General features: G+C 61.6%; 16 protein-coding genes and 1 pseudogene. 10 read left to right on the top strand and 7 right to left on the bottom strand.

Annotated features, from left to right (window positions below; translation table 11 throughout):
- Positions 1-157: 157 nt before the first annotated feature.
- Entirely contained in the window at positions 158-1,804 is a 1,647-nt protein-coding gene (locus ABMD26_RS20695) for a cyclic peptide export ABC transporter (RefSeq protein WP_354311496.1), read from the bottom strand.
- 202 nt (positions 1,805-2,006) lie between these two features.
- On the opposite strand from ABMD26_RS20695, the gene ABMD26_RS20690 reads away from it, so the two are divergent.
- The 5 genes and pseudogenes from ABMD26_RS20690 (at position 2,007) to ABMD26_RS20670 (ending at position 8,383) form a co-directional block, all read left to right on the top strand.
- Positions 2,007-2,942, top strand: coding sequence for an ABC transporter substrate-binding protein (locus ABMD26_RS20690; protein WP_354311494.1), 936 nt, complete (start codon positions 2,007-2,009; stop codon positions 2,940-2,942).
- Positions 2,935-4,923: a Fe(3+)-hydroxamate ABC transporter permease FhuB gene (fhuB, locus tag ABMD26_RS20685; protein WP_354311492.1), complete on the top strand. Its 1,989-nt coding sequence runs from the start codon at positions 2,935-2,937 to the stop codon at positions 4,921-4,923. The genes ABMD26_RS20690 and fhuB overlap by 8 nt, the downstream gene beginning before the upstream one ends.
- 167 nt (positions 4,924-5,090) lie before the next feature.
- Complete coding sequence (locus ABMD26_RS20680) at positions 5,091-6,110, top strand: GNAT family N-acetyltransferase (protein ID WP_354311490.1); 1,020 nt, start codon at positions 5,091-5,093, stop codon at positions 6,108-6,110.
- 9 nt (positions 6,111-6,119) lie between these two features.
- Positions 6,120-6,692: pseudogene (locus tag ABMD26_RS20675) on the top strand (TonB-dependent receptor plug domain-containing protein); the annotation flags it as partial.
- A 665-nt stretch (positions 6,693-7,357) separates the two neighbouring features.
- Positions 7,358-8,383: a TonB-dependent siderophore receptor gene (locus tag ABMD26_RS20670; protein ID WP_354311488.1), complete on the top strand. Its 1,026-nt coding sequence runs from the start codon at positions 7,358-7,360 to the stop codon at positions 8,381-8,383.
- Between the two features lie 176 nt (positions 8,384-8,559).
- Here ABMD26_RS20670 and ABMD26_RS20665 read toward each other — a convergent pair whose 3' ends face one another.
- Positions 8,560-8,763: an MbtH family protein gene (locus ABMD26_RS20665; protein ID WP_049859981.1), complete on the bottom strand. Its 204-nt coding sequence runs from the start codon at positions 8,761-8,763 to the stop codon at positions 8,560-8,562.
- Between the two features lie 238 nt (positions 8,764-9,001).
- On the opposite strand from ABMD26_RS20665, the gene ABMD26_RS20660 reads away from it, so the two are divergent.
- Positions 9,002-9,547, top strand: coding sequence for an RNA polymerase factor sigma-70 (locus tag ABMD26_RS20660; RefSeq protein ID WP_082484358.1), 546 nt, complete (start codon positions 9,002-9,004; stop codon positions 9,545-9,547).
- Positions 9,548-9,686: 139 nt separating this feature from the next.
- On the opposite strand, the gene ABMD26_RS20655 is transcribed toward ABMD26_RS20660, so the two are convergent.
- Entirely contained in the window at positions 9,687-9,968 is a 282-nt protein-coding gene (locus tag ABMD26_RS20655; protein ID WP_354311485.1) for a type II toxin-antitoxin system Phd/YefM family antitoxin, read from the bottom strand.
- Positions 9,969-10,031: 63 nt separating this feature from the next.
- The gene (locus ABMD26_RS20650) at positions 10,032-10,214 is read right to left on the bottom strand and encodes a hypothetical protein (protein WP_192000507.1); all 183 of its coding nucleotides are present in this window, start codon (positions 10,212-10,214) and stop codon (positions 10,032-10,034) included.
- Between the two features lie 255 nt (positions 10,215-10,469).
- Between ABMD26_RS20650 and ABMD26_RS20645 the strand changes: the two genes are divergently transcribed.
- From ABMD26_RS20645 to tal, 3 genes are all read left to right on the top strand, one after another.
- Entirely contained in the window at positions 10,470-10,964 is a 495-nt protein-coding gene (locus ABMD26_RS20645) for a GNAT family N-acetyltransferase (protein ID WP_192000506.1), read from the top strand.
- 1,142 nt (positions 10,965-12,106) lie between these two features.
- The gene (gene dusA, locus ABMD26_RS20640; protein WP_320521663.1) at positions 12,107-13,117 is read left to right on the top strand and encodes a tRNA dihydrouridine(20/20a) synthase DusA; all 1,011 of its coding nucleotides are present in this window, start codon (positions 12,107-12,109) and stop codon (positions 13,115-13,117) included.
- A gap of 180 nt (positions 13,118-13,297) precedes the next feature.
- A complete protein-coding gene (tal, locus tag ABMD26_RS20635) occupies positions 13,298-14,227 on the top strand; it encodes a transaldolase (protein ID WP_049859975.1) in 930 nt (309 codons plus the stop codon).
- A gap of 74 nt (positions 14,228-14,301) precedes the next feature.
- Here tal and rssC read toward each other — a convergent pair whose 3' ends face one another.
- Together rssC and rssB are read right to left on the bottom strand one after the other, a co-directional pair.
- Positions 14,302-14,784, bottom strand: a complete 483-nt coding sequence (gene rssC / locus ABMD26_RS20630) for an anti-sigma factor antagonist RssC (protein WP_043190372.1) — start codon at positions 14,782-14,784, stop codon at positions 14,302-14,304.
- A complete protein-coding gene (gene rssB / locus ABMD26_RS20625) occupies positions 14,781-15,965 on the bottom strand; it encodes a two-component system response regulator RssB (RefSeq protein ID WP_049859974.1) in 1,185 nt (394 codons plus the stop codon). Before rssB ends, rssC begins: the two co-directional genes overlap by 4 nt.
- A gap of 287 nt (positions 15,966-16,252) precedes the next feature.
- Here rssB and ABMD26_RS20620 point away from each other — a divergent pair, with 287 nt between their 5' ends.
- Complete coding sequence (locus ABMD26_RS20620) at positions 16,253-16,555, top strand: PilZ domain-containing protein (protein ID WP_122743347.1); 303 nt, start codon at positions 16,253-16,255, stop codon at positions 16,553-16,555.
- 55 nt (positions 16,556-16,610) lie between these two features.
- On the opposite strand, the gene ABMD26_RS20615 is transcribed toward ABMD26_RS20620, so the two are convergent.
- Positions 16,611-17,312 (bottom strand): MlaA family lipoprotein, encoded by a 702-nt coding sequence (locus ABMD26_RS20615; RefSeq protein ID WP_354311480.1) that lies wholly within the window; start codon positions 17,310-17,312, stop codon positions 16,611-16,613.
- Positions 17,313-17,504 lie beyond the last annotated feature (192 nt).

Genomic DNA, 17,504 nt, shown 5'->3' with positions numbered 1-17,504 from the left:
CTTAAAAGCAGTCGGCAAGCCGGAGTGGCCTTGCCTGGAACACTGCTGATAAGGACGAAACAAAACGGTGCAGAATTAAGCGTTATTGATAAAAATTATCATTTGCGGACGAGCAGGACAGGGATCGGGGCCTGTCCTGAGCAGCTGGCGAGACGTGTCAGACCACCGGCTGCAAGGCCGCCGCCTGGGTCGACGCCTCGCGATGGACGATCTGGCCGCGCTCGAGCTTGATCAACTGATCGGCCAGATGGAAATAGCGATCGTCGTGGGAGATGACCAGCAGCGTCTTGCCCTGGGCACGCAGCTCAGGCAGCAGCTCGCAGTAGAACACCTCGCGGAACGCCGGGTCCTGGTCCGCCGCCCACTCGTCGAACACGATGACGGGCCGGCCTTCCAGACAGGCAACGATCAGGGCCAGACGCTTGCGTTGCCCCTGGGACAGTTCTCGGGTGGAGAACGAACCGTTGCTGACACTGACCTTGTGATCCAGATGCAACTTCGCCAGCCACTCGCCGGCCTGGGTATCCACGCTGGCATCCGGCGCCTCGAGCAAGGTATCGAACAAGTGAAAGTCGGAGAAGACCGCCGAGAACAGCTGGCGATAGTCGTCCCACTCATCCTCCCCCACCGCTCGACCATCGACGCGTACCACGCCGCTTTCCGGGCGATAGAGACCGGCAATCAGCTTGGCCAGGGTGGTCTTGCCGCTGCCGTTGCCACCCACCAGAAAAGTGATTTCGCCGGGCTTGAGGGTCAGTTGCACCGGGCCGAGGGTGAACACTTCGTCCTCGCGCTCGCTGAAGTAACCATGGGTCAGGCCGTCGAGCGCCAGGGTCACGCCTTTGGGTGCCGGCATCGGTAGGGGGGTCTGCCGCTGAGTTTCAGCCTTCAGTTGGGCCAGGGTCGCTTCGATACGCGCACTGGCGACCCGCGCCTGACTCATCTGCGGCAGGTTCAGCAGCACGCCTTCCAGCGGGCCCATCATGTACAGAAACACCATCACGTAGCCGGTGATCACCGCCGCGTCGGAAGGAATCCACAAGCGCAGAAACAGCACCACACCGATCAGCACCAGAAACAGCAAACGTCCCCAGCCGCCAGTGATGGCAAACAGCATCAACCCCTTGGCACGGTTGTGGCGCACCTGCTCGACGGCGCTGACCAAGACCTCGTCGAGAAAACGCTGCGCCTTGGAGCGGTTGAGCTTGAGCTCCTTGGCACCCGAGACCATGGCGTCGAAATGACCGAAGAGTTCGTCCTGGCTGGAGCCGGCCTTGCGAAAATACTGAAGCATGTGCGAATGGCACAGGTGATAGCCCAGCGAACCGAGACCGATGGCCAGCACCGAGACCAGAAAGATCGCCCACGACAGATAGGCCAGGTAACCCAGACAACCCAGCACCACCACGGCGCTGGTCACCAGCATGGGAAACCCGGTGAAGAAGTTCGACAAGGTCGTGGTGTCGTCGGCCAAGGCCGCCTGGATGCGCCCGCGCCCCGCCGTTTCCAAGCCCCGCAGCGGCGCCGCGACCACATGCCGGGAGATGTGCAGGCGCAAGGTGGCCAGGCCTTGCTGGCTGAGGTGGGCGAACAGCGCCCGGGACAGCACCTGGCTGCCCATCACCAGGGCGATCACCAGCACGAAAGGCAGCGCGTAACCGGTGAGGTCTTGCAGCGATGCGTTCAGGGCCTGGTTGATCAGCGCCACCAGCAGCACATTGGCCAGGCCGCAGACCAGGCTCGCGCCGATGGCCACGGCCAACCGCGTGCGCGAAGCGCGAACCAGCATACCGAACAATGACATGGGGTCTCCTTGAGAGTCGGCGGGCGCAGGCATCACGCCTGTCGCCGTCGATAGTTGGGGTTACACAGGTAAACGAAGCCGGCGGTTGATTCTTTACCGCGATAAAGTCCATATGCCTACAGGGTATTGGGAAGCAAACGCAGTTGCTATAGACTCCCATTCTCGCCAGGAGGCGATCGTTCTGCTTCGGAGTCAGCCTGCAATGTCCCTTACCCGCCGTCGAGCCCTGACCGGCCTGGCGCTGCTGCCAGCCGCACTGTGCGGTTCGTCTCTGGTCGGCGCTGCCGACGCTGTCGTGCCAACCGCCGTAACCCGAGCAGCGCCGAAAGTCGATATCGTCAGCTTCGAGCCCGCCCTCACCGAAAGCCTGCTGGGCCTGGGCGTCGTGCCCCGTGCCGTGGTCAACGCCGGTTTCTATCGCGAGTTCGTCGCCCAGCCCTCCCTGCCCGACGATGTCATCGACCTGGGCCCGAGTATCGAGCCCAACCTGGAATACCTGCAACGCCTGGCACCCGGCCTGATCATCGGCACGTCCTGGCAGCTCGAGGGTACCCTGCTGCAGCGCATCGCACCGCTGCGCACCTTCGACATCTATACGGCGAATGCCCAACCCTATCGCAATGCCGGGCAAGTGTTGCTCGACCTCGGCGCGCTGGTCGACCGTCGCGCCCAGGCGCAAGCCTTGCTGGAACAGACCGACCAGTTGCTCGAAAGCCTGCGTGTCAGGCTCAGCTCGGTCAAGGATCGCCCGGTGTACATCGCACGGCTGAATCCGGATGGTCGTCACCTGCTGCTGTTCGGCGCCAAGGGCATGTACCAGGCCGTGCTCGACCGCCTGGGCCTACGCAACGCCTACCAGGGGCGAACCAACGCCTGGGGTGGCAGCCCGGCTGTGGGCATCGAGACGCTGCTGGAACACCCGGATGCCGCATTCCTCTACTACACCAACCCCCGCGAAGCGGTCGCGGCGCAGCGCCGCCTGGACAACAGCCCCATCTGGCGCGCCCTGCCGATGATCCGCGAGGGCCGCATTCGGGCGCTGCCACGCTTCTACCCCAGCGGCGGCCTGCTGACCGCGCAACGCCTGGCCCTGTCGATCACCGAGCAGTTGCTCGCCATGGAAGCCGACCATGCCTGACTCCCCTTCACGCCTGCGTCGCCAGCCCGCCTGGCTGGCCCTCGGACTGCTGCTGATCGCGATGGCCTTGAGCGTGCAGCAGGCCAGTTCACTGCTTGCACACGGGTCATGGGATCACGTATTCGGCTCGGTGATACCCGACGACTTCTCAGCCCTGCTGGTTCGGTACAGCTACCTGCCGCGCCTGGTCGTCAGCCTCGTGGTCGGCGCCGCATTGGCGCTGGCCGGGGTGATCTTCCAGCAAGTGCTGCGCAATCCGATCGCCGAACCGACCACACTCGGGGTTGCCTCCGGCGCCCACCTGGCCCTGGCCGCCTGCGCGATCTATGCACCAAGCCTGCTCGACGGCGGCCAGGAAGGCGTTGCCCTCATCGGTGCCGGACTGGGCATGCTGGCGGTGCTGGGCCTGGCCTGGAGCCGACGCATGTCACCGGTGGCGCTGATCCTGTCCGGGCTGATCATCAACCTGTACTGCGCGACGTTGAGCACCTTGCTGGTCTTGGCCAACCATGAGGTCTTGAACAACCTGTTCATCTGGCAATCGGGCTCGCTGAACCAGAACAGCTGGCAGGATGTGTATCACCTGGCGCCTCGTCTGGCGGCCGTGGCCGTGCTCGCCGCCCTGCTCGCTCGGCCGCTGGAAGTGCTTGGCCTCAACGATGCCACGGCCGGCAGCCTCGGCTTGTCGCCTGGACGCATGCGCCTGCTGGCCCTGAGCGTGGCCGTCGCCTTGAGCGCCAGCACCATCGCCAGCGTCGGCGTGATCGGCTTCCTTGGCCTGGCCGGCCCGGCCCTGGCCCGACTGGCAGGCGCCCGCATAGTGCGTCAGCGTCTGATCTGGGCGCCGGTGTTCGGCGCCTTGCTGCTGGTGCTCGCCGACCAGTTGGTCCAAGCCTCGGCGCGCGTGCTGGGCGCCGAAATGCCCACGGGCATCTTCACCGCCTTTCTCGGCGCGCCGCTGCTGCTGGTGCTGCTGAGTCGCCTGCATGAGACCCGCATCAATCCACCCGCCAACGCCGGTAACGTTCGTCTCCTTCCCCTCAAACGGACCCGTTGGGTACTGCTTGCGGTGCTAATCGTGTCCGTCTACGTCGCGCTGACCTGGGGGCGCGGAGCGGACGGCTGGTATTTCAGCAGCGGCGCGGCATTCGATGCGCTGCTGCCCTGGCGCGCGCCCAGGGTGGCCGCCGCGTTCGCCGCTGGCGTGCTGCTGGCCCTGGCCGGCACCCTGATGCAACGCATGACCGGCAACCCGATGGCCAGCCCGGAAATGCTCGGTGTCAGTTCCGGTGCGGCGTTGGGCGGCATTCTGGTGCTGGTCATCGTCCCCGGCTTCAACCCCTGGGTGCTGCTGGCCGCGGCCATCGCCGGCGCCCTGATCGCGTTGCTGGCCATCGTCGCGCTGAGCTGGCGCAGCGCCTTCGCGCCAGACCGCATGCTGCTCACCGGCGTCGCACTGAGCACCCTGCTCAATGCGTTCGCCGCCTTGTTCATGGTCAGCGGCGATTCCCGGGTGCTGCTCATGCTCAGTTGGATGACCGGCTCGACCTATCGCATCGACGCCGGCCAGGCGCTGGTCGTCAGTGCCCTGGCGGTGCTGTTCCTGCTGGTCACGCCGCTGTGCAACCGCTGGCTGGCGATCATGCCCCTGGGCGCCGAGCGCACGCGGGCGCTGGGGATATCCCTGGGCGGCAGCCGCCTGGTCCTGCTGTTGCTGACCGCCGTGATGACCGCAGCTGCCACGCTGGCTGTCGGCCCCTTGAGTTTCGTCGGTCTGATCGCGCCCCACATCGCACGGATGCTCGGCGCACGCCGGCCGATCGCGCAATTGCTGCTCTCGGCCATGCTCGGCGGCACGCTGCTGGTGCTGGCCGACTGGCTGGGCCGCAACCTGGTGTTCCCGTGGCAGATCCCGGCCGGGATCTTCGCAACCTTCATCGGCGGGCCGTATTTCATGTGGCTCCTGGTGCGCAAGCGCTGAACGGAGTCAGCAAGGAAGCAGGTAAAGATGGGAATCAACCTTAAATAATTACGATTCCCATTCGTTACAATTCTACCTAAGCTATGCCCTGGAACCGCCCGGCCGGTCAGTACCCGGCAGGTTCCTGCGCGCTGGCACACGCGAGAAGCCACTCACGGAGAAGCACCATGACCACGCCGAACTTCACCCTGCCCTTGGCCGACGGCCGCCACGTGATCGCCCAGGTGGCGGACGATGGCAACGGCAGTCTGACAATCGAAGGGATCGAACCGGTGCACTTTTTCCGCCAGGACGGCCATATACGGCTGGAAAACCTGCCCGTGGCGTTCCCGGTCCGCGGCCTGCTCGCCCTGCTCGGTCAGGTCTTCTGCAATTCGTCCCGCGTCCCTGAGCTGGAAGTCAGCGCCCCGCTGGCCCTCGACCGCGCGCGCGACGCGGTGCGCGAAGGGGTGTTCGATACCCTTCTGGGCCACGACGGCCGCACCGCACGCCTGGCCTGTGCCCGTAGCAGCTTCTGGCAACACCCACTGCCCTGGCTCACCACTCCATCGGCCGCCGCCATGCCGCTGCGCTACACGTTCAGCGGCGACAAGCGTCACCCACAGCGCCCGCCGATCCCGCACGGCGAGGTCTACCGCCGTGAACTGCCAGGCCTGAAGACCACGTTCACCCTGCGCACCGTCGACATCGGTCTGGACCTGGAACGCTTCAATCGCTGGATGAACCTGGAGCAGGTCGCGTTCTTCTGGGAGCAGACCGGCACCCCCGAAGAGCACGCCGAGTACCTGCAACAAATGCTCGATGACCCACGGGTGCTGCCGCTGATCGGCAGCTACGACGGCGAGCCGTTCGCCTACTTCGAGATCTACTGGTGCAAGGAAGATCGTATCGCTCCCTATTACGACGCCCAGGACCACGACCGTGGCTGGCACGTGGTGGTCGGCGAGAGCAAGCACCAGAGCGCCGGCAAGCTCAAGGGCTGGTTCCGCTCGCTCATGCACTACATGTTCATCGACGAGCCGCGCACCCAGCGCATCCTCGGCGAACCGCGGATCGACCACACCCGGCAGATCGGCTTCCTCGAATCCCAGGGCTACGGCAGGCTCAAGACCATCACCCTGCCGCACAAGCAAGCCGCCCTGTTGCGCCTGGAGCGCGAGACGTTCTTCGACGAGTACTGCCCGTAACCGCCGCCAATGGGACGCTCGCTGCTTGATGGGGATCATGCAGCGGGCGACATGACTTCAACTCACCAGAAAAACAACACTTCACACTCAGGAGCCGCCATGCCCGCAAAAAAAGTCTTCGTCTACCATCCGCTGACACTGGCGCTGTTGCTCGGTGGCTTGCCACTGAGTACAGCCTACGCCGCCGACAGCGCCAGCACTGCCGTCTCGAGCGGCACCCTGGAACTGCAGGAAACCAACATCGACGCCAGGGTCCTCGAGAACCCGACCGGGCAGATCCAGGGTCCCGTGGCCACGCGCAGCACTAGCGCGAGCAAGACCGATTCGGCGATCAAGGACATTCCGCAGTCGATTTCGGTCGTCACCCGCGACGAGATGGACAACCGCAAGACCGACACCCTGGCCGAGGCCCTGAGCTACACACCAGGCGTGATCGCCCAGCCCGGCGGGTTCAGCCGGGTTGCCGACGACTTCGTGATCCGCGGTTTCAACGTCGGCTCGGGCACGGGCGGCATTCTGCGCGATGGCATGAAACTGCAAGGCAGCGTGTATGACGGCGGCATCGAGCCCTACGGCCTGGAGCGCGTGGAAGTGGTCAAGGGCGCCTCTTCGGTGCTGTACGGCCAACTGTCGCCGGGCGGTCTGATCAACACCATCACCAAACGCCCGACCGACACGCCGCTGCATGAAGTCAACGTCGAGTACGGCAGCCATGCGCGCAAACAGTACAGCTTCGACCTGGGCGGCCCGATCGACGACGCCGGGCAGTTCTCCTATCGCCTGACCGGCCTGTGGCGCGACAGCGACACCCAGACCACCGACGCCGACGACGACCGCCGCTACATCGCCCCCGCCTTCACCTGGCGCCCGAACGACAGCACCTCGCTGACCCTCCTGGCCAACTACCAGGAAACCCGCACCGGCTTCGCACCGCCGCTGGATTTCGACCTGACCACTTCGTCCGGCACCCGCTACCCTAAGGTCGACCGCGACCTGTTCACCGGCGAGCGCGGCTTCGATCACTACAACAACTATTCGACCAGCATCGGCTACCTGTTCGAACACGACTTCACCCCCGACCTGAAAATCCGCCACTCGCTCCGCCACTTCGAGGCGGACCTGAGCTGGGACTACATGCAGGTCGCCGATACCGGCAGCGCCGCCCTGCGCAACCGTGGCCAGCTGGCGCGCCGACCCAGCATCCGCCGCGAGCGCTCCGAAGGCTGGACCAGCGACAACAACGTGCAATGGACCCTCAACAGCGGCCGCTGGCAGCACACCCTGCTGGCGGGCGTGGACTACTACCACAAGACCTACGACTCCCATCGCTTCGCCGGCGCCAACTCCATATTCAACCCGGCCAACCCGGCGTGTATGGCGTGCCAACCAACGCCACATCCGCCAACACCGGCTCGGACTTGCACAGCGCCCAGGCGGGCGTCTACCTGCAAGACCAGATCAAGTTCGACGACAAGTGGATTCTGCTGCTGGGCGGTCGCCAGGACTGGGCCGAAAGCCGCACCTACAACTTCGCCAGCGGCGCCCGCACGCCACGCGATGACAAGAAAGCCACCGGCCGTGTCGGCCTCGTCTACCAGGCGGACAACGGCCTGGCGCCGTACATCAGCTGGAGCCAGTCGTTCCTGCCGGCGAACGTCTTCAACGCCAACGCCAACACCTCGTTCGATCCGACCGAGGGCGAGCAGTACGAGATCGGCGTGCGCTACACCCCGCCCGGTACCACTGCCCTGCTGAGCGCTGCGGTCTACGACCTCAAGCAGAAGAACTCGCTGAGCACCGACCTCACCGGCAACACCGTGCAGTTCGGCGAAACCCGCGCGCGGGGTGTAGAGCTTGAGGCCAAAGCAGACATCACCCCGAACCTCAGCGCCACCGCCTCGTACACCTACACCGATGCGAAGATCACCGACGATGCCGTGTCCGCCCGCGTGGGCACGCGCATCGACGGCGTGCCTTATCACATGGCCAACCTGTGGGCCGACTACCGCTTGACCGCCCTGGGCCTGCCTCAGGTCGTGGTCGGCGGCGGCGCCCGCTACATGGGCACCAGCCGTACGTCCAGCTCGGACGCCAACGAAAAGGTCTCCGCCTACACCCTGTTCGACGCGAAAGTTACCTATGAAGTCGACAAGAACTGGACCGTGGCCATGAAGGCGCAAAACGTCGCCAACGAGAAGTACCTGTTCTGCAACGCCTCATGCCGCTACGGCGACGAGCGAGCGCTGATCGGCTCGGTCAACTACCGCTGGTAACGGCTGACCAGGCACACGGCGATCGGCCCCTTTGCCAGGTACCAGATCCATCTGGACCCCTAAGGAGCTGATCGTCGCCAAGACCCGCTTCACTTCGGCCACCTCACCTGGCCGGGGTCCCCAAAATGACGACGGCGCGTGACCCTGCCACGCGCCGCGCGGTCACGCGTACTCCCTCAAGCCCCCATCGCCTCACGCAAGCTGGCAGGGCGCATGTCCGTCCAGTTGGCTTCGATCCAGGCCAGGCACTCGGCCTTGGACGCTGCTTCCCTCACCGTTGACCAACCCGCCGGCACGGCCTTGAAATCGGGCCAGATCGAGTACTGCTGCTCGTGATTCATCACTACCAGAAACATCGTGTCTTCGCGGTCGAACGCCATTGCCTTGCCTCCTGAAAATTACCCAACGTACCTGCGCGTAGCACAGGCCTACCCCTGAAAGACGTCCCACACCCACCCAAAATTAGCCCCCATTTGACGAGCGGGCTAATTCCTTCACGCAATCCAGAAAACCTATGAATAGAACAATTTCTCATTTGACAATGAGAATCAACAACTCTACTTTGAGCGCCGTTACATGAGGACATACTTTCTGTCACTGCCCGCCGCAGGTATCAACATGCAGGATTCACGTAGCACGGATAACTCACTCCACGACCTCCCCTCGCTGCTGCAGACACTCATTTCGCACCGCCAGGGCCTGATCAAAATTGCCGCGCAAATCACCGGATGCCGCAGCCACGCCGAAGATGTCGTGCAGGATGCCTATCTGCGAGTGCGCAGAATGAAAGCCGGCATGCTGCCCTTCAACGCCCAGCTCAATTACATCTTCCGCATCGTGCGCAACCTGGCCATCGACCACTACCGCAAGCAGGCCACCGAACAGCGCTACTTCGTTCAGGACGACCAGACCCTCGACACAGTCCCTCAGATGTCCAACCCGGAGTCGATCAACGTCGACCGCCAGACCCTGGGCAAGGTCGACCGCGCCCTGGCCCAACTGCCCAAACGTGCCCGCTACGCCTTCCTGATGTACCGCGTGCACGGCAAACCACAGAAAGACATCGCCACCGAGCTGGGCGTCTCGCCTACGTTGGTCAATTTCATGATTCGCGATGCGTCGGTGCACTGCCGGAAGTTCGTGGGGGCCGGGGCGGGTTTCTAGGATTTGGAAGGTGTGATGGGCAGGTCATGTTCGTGGCGTTCGAACATCATTCGCAGGGCGCTTCAGGATCGCTTGCTAGATCGGGCTTTGTATCTGTCACTCACTGGAAACGAAAAGCGCAGGTGTACGGCACAAATGCCTATTCGAACCGAGCGTTCATTTCTTCCAGGCTCACGGTCACATCGCTGTCTATGCCAGGCAGGCGCTCGATGGCCAGGCGTTCAGAGCGCAGATCTTCAAGCTCATCGTGCAGCGCTTGATAAGCGTCGACGCTCAGCAGCACGGCGGCTGGCTCATGATCATCGATGATGACCAGATGCGAGACGGCGCCGCTGGTGACGGCTTCCAGGTGCACGCTGAAACACCCGGCCATCGCCGTAGCGGAGACCGCGTGCCGAACTCGGTTCGATGATGCACTCATGCGTCTTTCCCTTGTACCGATGATCCCGTTCCCTTTACCTGCAGAGTCGGTGGACAGACGTGTTCAGCTCGCCCGGCGCCTATTCATAAGCCCTGCAACCAGCAAAGCCACGCCAGGCACCAGCAGCCCTATGGACGTCCATCCAAAAGCCTCCTGACCTGAGGCGCCGATCGCTGCGAAGGCGCAGCCGACTGCGACCAGAGGGACGCTGGCGAAGTAGAACGGGTTGTTGGCTTTCTTGGCCATAGTGGATCCTCCTGATTTTACCGATTGAAAAAACTGTGTGCTTGCTGCTGAATTCTGACTCACGTTCCACTAGTTTGATAACTTCAAGCTTCTCATAATCTAAAGATCGCAGCGTCATCCCACTCAACAATCCTCCTGGCTCCAATCCAGCCTTGATCTCCGACCCCCTCCCCAGGGGTAGATCTAATAGACTTGCCCCTACCAGACCTATCCATCCCCTGCAATCTGACACAGCATCAAAATGATGAGGTACACATGGAAGTACGGCCTATCACACTCAACGATCTAAACGCGTTTTACGCCCTATTTTGTGAGGTAAGCGCTGAGGGCCTTTACTCGGCACGTTCAAGCCCGCCTCCTATTCAAGCAGTCGAGCGTGCGTTGACACAGGTGGTGGAAAATCGTTGGCCGGTTTATGTGATCGAGCGCGAAGGTCAAATAATCGGCTCAGCTGAAGCCTATCCAGATAGCTTTTGCCGGACAGGCGGCAGCGAGTTCGTTGGAATTCTGGGAATGCAGGTCAAGCGAGAGTACCGCCGGAATGGTTACGGATTCGCTCTTCTTTCAGTAGTGATAAGGCACTGTCGAGAAGCTGGTTTCAACTCTGTCGACCTCAGCGTTTTCACGTCAAACACGGCAGCTCGATCACTTTACAGAAAGCTCGGTTTCATCTGGATCGAAGAGCTTCCGCCTTGCACACTTCCATGCGGCAGGGTCGAAACCCCCATCAAAATGCGGCTCGCACTCTGATTGCAAGGTTACGGCGAATACAGCGAAAACGTTGACAAAGTGTCATGCCGACGCGTTTACGTATGAGTCAGCAATCGCTCAAGTCCATCCCACCTGCTGGGCACTGGTGCTCTGTCTCGGGGATCTGCCAGGCCAAGTTCCTCAAGCGTGTAGTTCATCTTCCCGAAATTGCAGGGGGCGCAGGTGACTACAGTGTTGCCGAGACTATTGTCACCTCCGCGAGCATGAGCAAGCACATGGTCGTACTGAGCCCACAGCGCTTGGAATGCAGCGTGCTGATCTCGGTTTGCATTTCCCCAAGAGAGCGATGAGGGATAGTGTCGTCTGAGTAGAGTCCGCACCTCGGGACGAATGACCGGCGCTTGGCAAAACCGACAATGGAAGCCGTCTCGCTGATGCAGAATCCTTTTTTCAGCGGCTGTGGGCATCCTCACCGGGATTCGATGTTCTTTGGCCAGCACGGGTGGCGCGCCTGGCACATCTTGCTTGCGAACATAGGGGCTCGCCTTGCCCCACAACGACTCTGTCCATTCGCGGACTTCAGGCATGTCAGCCGCTTTGATCAGCTCTTCGGCAAGGGCTCGATTCCCAGATATGTGTGCTGAGCAAGCGGCATCCAGATATCGTGCAGCATCAAAGACTGCTGGTACCGGAGGACGTATACAGAGGCGTCGTGATTGAATGGCTTCTGACATGGTAACCAATCCGTTGGCGAGGTTTTGGCCTTACCCTATCAGGCGGAGCGCGCTAACCGCCAGGCCCTAGACTGAAGGATTGAAGACGGCCTGAACAATGGCAGCGCTATTGACTGGCTTTACGAAATGCCTGGTCAGAACGACGGCACTACCTTCAGCGATCATCTTCAAAAACGACTACCTCATTACCCTCTTCTGCTTCATCAAAATAAAGCCCTCCCAACCTGTTTTCGCCCGAACGACCGAGCGTCTTGGTAGACTTGCTTCCCATAACGTTTCGTACAGATCCGACCTGTGTGGCATTCCCCTCGTCCGTCCGTTTTTCCTACGCGAACAATGGTCATGGCGAAAGCGGAAAAGGTCATAGTCAAGGTGGTACAACTTACCGCCCACCCCACGAAAAAGTCCGAAAACACCCGAAAACCGGCACAAAACGCGCAGAGTAAAATGGTACAGAATGTAGCTGAAACGCCCGCCACACCTCGCCTGGAGCCGTCTCGCCGCTTCAGCGTCGCACCCATGATGGATTGGACCGACCGCCACTGTCGCTACTTCCTGCGCCTGCTCTCGCGTCACACCCTGCTCTACACCGAAATGGTCACCACCGGCGCCTTGCTCAACGGCGACCACGAGCGTTTCCTGCGCTACGACGAGGCCGAGCACCCGATTGCGCTGCAGTTGGGTGGCAGCACGCCGGCTGATCTGGCGGCGTGTGCACGCATGGCGCAGGCGCATGGGTACGACGAGGTCAATCTGAATGTGGGTTGCCCCAGTGATCGTGTGCAGAACAACATGATCGGCGCCTGCCTCATGGCGCATCCGGCGCTGGTGGCCGAGTGCGTCAAGGCCATGCGCGATGCGGTGTCGATTCCGGTCACGGTCAAGCACCGCATCGGGATCAATGGCCGCGACAGTTATGAAGCGTTGTGCGATTTCGTCGGGCAGGTGCGGGAGGCTGGCTGCCGCAGTTTCACCGTGCACGCGCGCATCGCCATCCTCGAAGGGCTGTCGCCCAAGGAAAACCGCGATATTCCGCCCTTGCGCTATGACGTTGCCGAGCGCCTCAAGGCTGATTTTCCCGACCTGGAAGTGATCCTCAATGGCGGCATCAAGACCCTGGAAGACTGCGCCGAGCACTTGCAGACGTTCGACGGGGTGATGCTGGGACGCGAGGCCTACCACAACCCATATCTGTTGGCGCAGGTCGACCAGCAGTTGTTCGGCAGCGACGCACCGGTGATCAGTCGTTTCGATGCGCTGCGGCAGATGCGTCCGTACATCGCCGCACATATCGCTTCGGGCGGTGCCATGCACCACGTCACGCGGCACATGCTGGGCCTGGGCACCGGGTTTCCCGGCGCACGCAAATTTCGTCAGCTGCTGTCGGTCGACATCCACAAGACCAATGATCCGCTAGCGCTGCTCGATCAGGCCGGGGCGCTGCTCGAAGGTCGCTGATCGCTGGGCGGTGCGCCAGGGCCTGGCGAGGAGCGCATACTCGATCCATTGAACCGCCGCGCGACAAGACACTCGAATGTAGGTCTACCACCGCCCTTTCCCCTGCTGCACCCCGTTGGCCCTTGAGCCAGACGCAGCGCTCGGGTAACGTCATCCATTCGCAAAGGACAGAGCACGCACATGACTTCCAAGCTGGAACAACTCAAGCAAATGACCACCGTTGTCGCCGACACCGGCGACTTCGATGCCATCTCCAAACTCAAGCCGGTCGACGCCACCACCAACCCGTCGCTGCTGCTCAAGGCAGCTTCCCTGGACGGTTACAAGGACCTGTTGCAAAAGACCATCAGCGACAGCAACGGTGACGTCGGCCTGGCCTCGGACACCTTCGCGGTCGCCGTGGGCACCGGCATTCTCAAAGCCATCCCGGGCCGTATTTCCACCGAAGTGGATGCACGCCTGTCCTTTGACGAACAGGCTCTGCTGGCCAAGGCCAGCCAGATCATCGACCTGTACGAAAAGGCCGGCGTGGGTCGTGAGCGCGTCCTGATCAAGCTGGCCTCCACCTGGGAAGGCATCCGCGCCGCCGAGAAGCTGGAAAAAGCCGGCATCCAGTGCAACCTGACCCTGCTGTTCTCCTTCGCCCAGGCGCAGGCCTGTGCCGATGCCGGCGTGTTCCTGATTTCGCCGTTCGTGGGTCGCATCTACGACTGGTACAAGAAGTCCACCGGCCAGGAATACACCGGTGCCGAAGATCCAGGCGTGCAGTCGGTAACCCGCATCTACAACTACTACAAGGCCAACGGCTACGACACCGTGGTCATGGGCGCGAGCTTCCGCAACATCAACCAGATCGAACAACTGGCCGGTTGCGATCGCCTGACCATCAGCCCGGAGCTGCTGCACAAGCTGGCGGAAGATGAAGGCACTCTGGAGCGCAAGCTCAAGCCTGGCAATGCCAGCGAGCCGAAGCAGATCCTGACCGAGGCTCAGTTCCGTTGGGCATCGAACGAAGACGCGATGGCCACCGAAAAACTGGCCGAAGGCATTCGTCAGTTTGCGCGTGACCAGGAGAAGCTGGAAACCCTGCTCACTGCAAAAGTGTCCTGATTCAGCACGGCGACACATGAAAAAGGCGACCGCAAGGTCGCCTTTTTTGTGGCCGGAAGAACTGCCTGAAAGTCTCAGCTGCGCTCTAGGGCGTTGACCAGGTCGTGGAAGGCTTCACGGTTGGACTCGTTCAGGCCCATGAGAATCTTGTGCGCCTCCAGCACCTTGGACCTTACGACATCTTCGGAAAGGTCCTGCGAAGGCAGATCAGTAAGGCAGTCGGGACACGGGATCGGACGGCCGACGATGTTGAATACCTGATCGAATCCCATGGACTGCAACAGGCGCGTGATGTCCTCGTGGGTCGTCACCACGGTCGGCAGCAATCCCACTTTTTGACGGGACATGATCGACAGCTTGGCCAGCAAGCCCAACGTAGTACTGTCGATGCTGCGGGTTTCGGTCAGGTCGATGACGATGGCGGAAAAATCCAGGGCCGTGAAGATCCGCTCGATCGTCGCATCCAGCGCCGAGCAAAGCGTCAGGCGCACCTCTCCCACGAATTTCAACACGAACGTGCCGCTTTGTTCCGCAAACTGGATTCTACCAGTACTCATGCAAGGTTCCTGCTCAGCACCATCAGGGCGATATCATCCGGCATCTCCCCAAGTGTGGCCAGTCCAAACGTTTGCCGCAAGCCATCCAGGCTGCCGCCCGCTGCGCTGACGATTTCAGGCAATGCAGCTTCTTTTTCCTTCAGCGTCTCACCCGGCAACAGGTCCAGTATCCCATCGGAAAACAGGGTAAGGCTGAACTGCTCCGGCAACGCCATGACGTGATCGGTGTAGGTGGCTTCGTTGAACAGACCCACCGGCAGACCACGCCCTTCCAGATAACGCGTCCGTTCAGGGGTGTACAACACGGGAAGCGGCAGATGCCCGCCTATGCTGTAGGTCAGCAACCCGGTGTGCTCGTCGATCACGCCGCCGACCATGGTGACATGCTTGCCCAGGCGAGTGTTAATCAGACCACGATTGATATGGCCCAACACGTCCGATGGTTTGAACTCGGGCATCGAACCACCGCGCCGTGATTCGAACATGAGGCGCGTGGTCATGAATTTCAACAGCACCGTGACGAATGCCGATGAAGCGCCATGGCCGGAGACATCGGCGAGGTAGAACGCCACGCGATGCTCGTCGACCCTGAAGTAATCGACAAAATCCCCCGACAGGTACAACGACGGGATGATCTGGTGCTCGAAACTGAACCCGTCGGTGCTCCAGGGGTTCTGCGGCAGCATGTTCATCTGCACCTGGCGGCCTGCGGTCTGGTCCTCCTGCAACAGGTGCAGGCTGGCCTCCAGTTCACGGTTGGCCGTTTCCAGCTTCTCGCGATAGCGCCGGTTCTCCAGCAACAACCGGGAGCGATCCAGTGCGCGCCGAACCGAATGCTCCAGAACGGCGAGGTCTTCCAGGGGTTTGATCAGGTAGTCCGCAGCGCCCAGACGCAGCGCTTCGACGGCGTCGTTCATCACACCGGCACCGGACAACACAATGACGGGGATATCGGGCGACAGCTCGGTCACCTGGCGAATCAGGTCCAGGCCACCGACCTGCGGCATGCGCAGATCGCAGATGACCAGATCGGGCTGCTGTTGCTCGAATACCTGAAGGCCCTGCAGGCCATTGTTCGCCTGCAGCACGCTGAAGCTGCTGTCTTCGAGGTAGGCCGCAAGGCTTGCGCGCACCACATCGTCGTCATCGATGATCAGCAGCGTTGCACTGGTTTTCTGCATGTGGGCAAACGGCGCCAGAAATTGGTTGTCGTAAGTAGGTCAGCAAAGTAAAACCTGGCGAAGACAGCAATGGATCGCCTACCTTTACTTCTAGCCTCTCGCAGAGGCGAATACAAGCGCTGGGTGCCCTGCGCATGCGGATGCAGAGGTGCCTTGTAAGGCGCAGACGGTACTCCCATCCGGCAAGCGTTTCAAGGGTGTTGCGACACGGGCCAGAGCCACTTGCCCGGCAAATTACCCTTGGTTATAAAAACGTCAATAATAGCAACCAGATCGAAGGACAAGCCATGAGCGTCAATGATCGTGACTACAGTGAGAAACGTGATTTCATCCGCATGACCGTGGATGCCCAGGTCGACCTTCGGGTTGGCGACGTTGTAGTTCCCGCCGTATGCAAGGATCTTTCGAGCACCGGTATGCAGCTGGAAGCCCGCACCCAGTTGCGGGTCGGGGACCAGGTCAGCGTCCATCTGCCCTCGAACCACCCTACCCTCAGCGACCTGAACGTTCAGGCCGAAGTGATACGTGTGGAAGATTCGGGGCACGAAGGCGCGCAGACCATAGGCCTGCATACCCTCAGCATGGAGTGAATGCAGGGCATGAAAAAGGCGACCCTCGGGTCGCCTTTTTCATGCCTGGTTACAATTAAAAATCGTCTTCCACCTGGCCGTCTTTGACCCGGAACTCGCGGTTCTGCAGATAGGCATTGCGCAGGAAGATGTACTTGTCGCCGTTGATGAGCTTTTCCGCCGACAGCAGGCTGGCGCGGGTATCGACCACGTTCACGCCCAGTGTCGTGTTGCGGGTCGGTACATGGTCGATGTAGCGGTACGGCGAGGTGTAGGTGTCGGGGTACTTGGCGAACGCATCGCGAACGGTGCTCGGGCCCAGCAGGGGCAGAACCACGTAAGGTCCGCTGCTCACACCCCAGTAGCCCAGGGTCTGGCCGAAATCTTCGTCGCTGCGCTGCAGGCCCATCTTGGTGCCCACGTCGAAGAAGCCGAACAGGCCGAAGGTGGTGTTGAAGATCAAGCGCGCCGTATCGGTACCGGCCGCCGCAGGCTTGAGCTGCATGACGTTGTTGGCCAGGTTGCCGACATCGCCGATGTTGCTGAACACGTTATGGATGCCGTCTTCCAGAAACTGCGGGGTGATCCACTGGTAGCCCTGAGCCAGAGGCTTGAGTGCATAGGTGTCCAGGGTGTCGTTGACCCGGAAGATCGCACGGTTGACCGGCTCCCATGGATCTTCTTCCGCAGCCTGGGCGACCACGGGGGCCACGGCAAGTCCAAGGAGCAGACAGGCTCCAGCCACTCGGTCTATCACAGCTGAACCGGTCAGACGCATACAGGTTACTCCTTGAGATACGATTCGGTCGCAGGCGACCGTCCAAAAATTTGTGAGCCAGTATAAGGCGTCCAGACCCGATTAGGCAGTGCACTTGCGATCGTGGGTGGATGCCAGGTTCTGAACGTACCCATGCCAGACTTCCGGCTTGCCCTCAAGTTCACTCGCGGACGGGTTCGCAACCCTGCCAAC

It is taken from the genome of Pseudomonas sp. PvP001 (assembly GCF_040546375.1).
In the GTDB taxonomy this organism is placed as follows: domain Bacteria; phylum Pseudomonadota; class Gammaproteobacteria; order Pseudomonadales; family Pseudomonadaceae; genus Aquipseudomonas; species Aquipseudomonas coleopterorum.
The sequence above is the reverse complement of the archived record's forward strand: the minus strand, read 5'-3'. Positions and strand labels throughout refer to the sequence as shown.

Bases quoted from the DNA above. Each gene is read 5' to 3' on its own strand.
- ABMD26_RS20680 (WP_354311490.1), top strand. From the start codon at position 5,091: ATGACCACGCCGAACTTCACCCTGCCCTTGGCCGACGGCCGCCACGTG.
- ABMD26_RS20690 (WP_354311494.1), top strand. From the start codon at position 2,007: ATGTCCCTTACCCGCCGTCGAGCCCTGACCGGCCTGGCGCTGCTGCCA.
- ABMD26_RS20665 (WP_049859981.1), bottom strand. From the start codon at position 8,763: ATGGCGTTCGACCGCGAAGACACGATGTTTCTGGTAGTGATGAATCAC.
- ABMD26_RS20645 (WP_192000506.1), top strand. From the start codon at position 10,470: ATGGAAGTACGGCCTATCACACTCAACGATCTAAACGCGTTTTACGCC.
- fhuB (WP_354311492.1), top strand. From the start codon at position 2,935: ATGCCTGACTCCCCTTCACGCCTGCGTCGCCAGCCCGCCTGGCTGGCC.
- ABMD26_RS20695 (WP_354311496.1), bottom strand. From the start codon at position 1,804: ATGTCATTGTTCGGTATGCTGGTTCGCGCTTCGCGCACGCGGTTGGCC.
- ABMD26_RS20620 (WP_122743347.1), top strand. From the start codon at position 16,253: ATGAGCGTCAATGATCGTGACTACAGTGAGAAACGTGATTTCATCCGC.
- ABMD26_RS20650 (WP_192000507.1), bottom strand. From the start codon at position 10,214: ATGGCCAAGAAAGCCAACAACCCGTTCTACTTCGCCAGCGTCCCTCTG.
- ABMD26_RS20655 (WP_354311485.1), bottom strand. From the start codon at position 9,968: ATGAGTGCATCATCGAACCGAGTTCGGCACGCGGTCTCCGCTACGGCG.
- ABMD26_RS20660 (WP_082484358.1), top strand. From the start codon at position 9,002: ATGCAGGATTCACGTAGCACGGATAACTCACTCCACGACCTCCCCTCG.
- rssB (WP_049859974.1), bottom strand. From the start codon at position 15,965: ATGCAGAAAACCAGTGCAACGCTGCTGATCATCGATGACGACGATGTG.
- ABMD26_RS20670 (WP_354311488.1), top strand. From the start codon at position 7,358: ATGGACCCTCAACAGCGGCCGCTGGCAGCACACCCTGCTGGCGGGCGT.
- rssC (WP_043190372.1), bottom strand. From the start codon at position 14,784: ATGAGTACTGGTAGAATCCAGTTTGCGGAACAAAGCGGCACGTTCGTG.
- ABMD26_RS20615 (WP_354311480.1), bottom strand. From the start codon at position 17,312: ATGCGTCTGACCGGTTCAGCTGTGATAGACCGAGTGGCTGGAGCCTGT.
- tal (WP_049859975.1), top strand. From the start codon at position 13,298: ATGACTTCCAAGCTGGAACAACTCAAGCAAATGACCACCGTTGTCGCC.
- dusA (WP_320521663.1), top strand. From the start codon at position 12,107: ATGGTACAGAATGTAGCTGAAACGCCCGCCACACCTCGCCTGGAGCCG.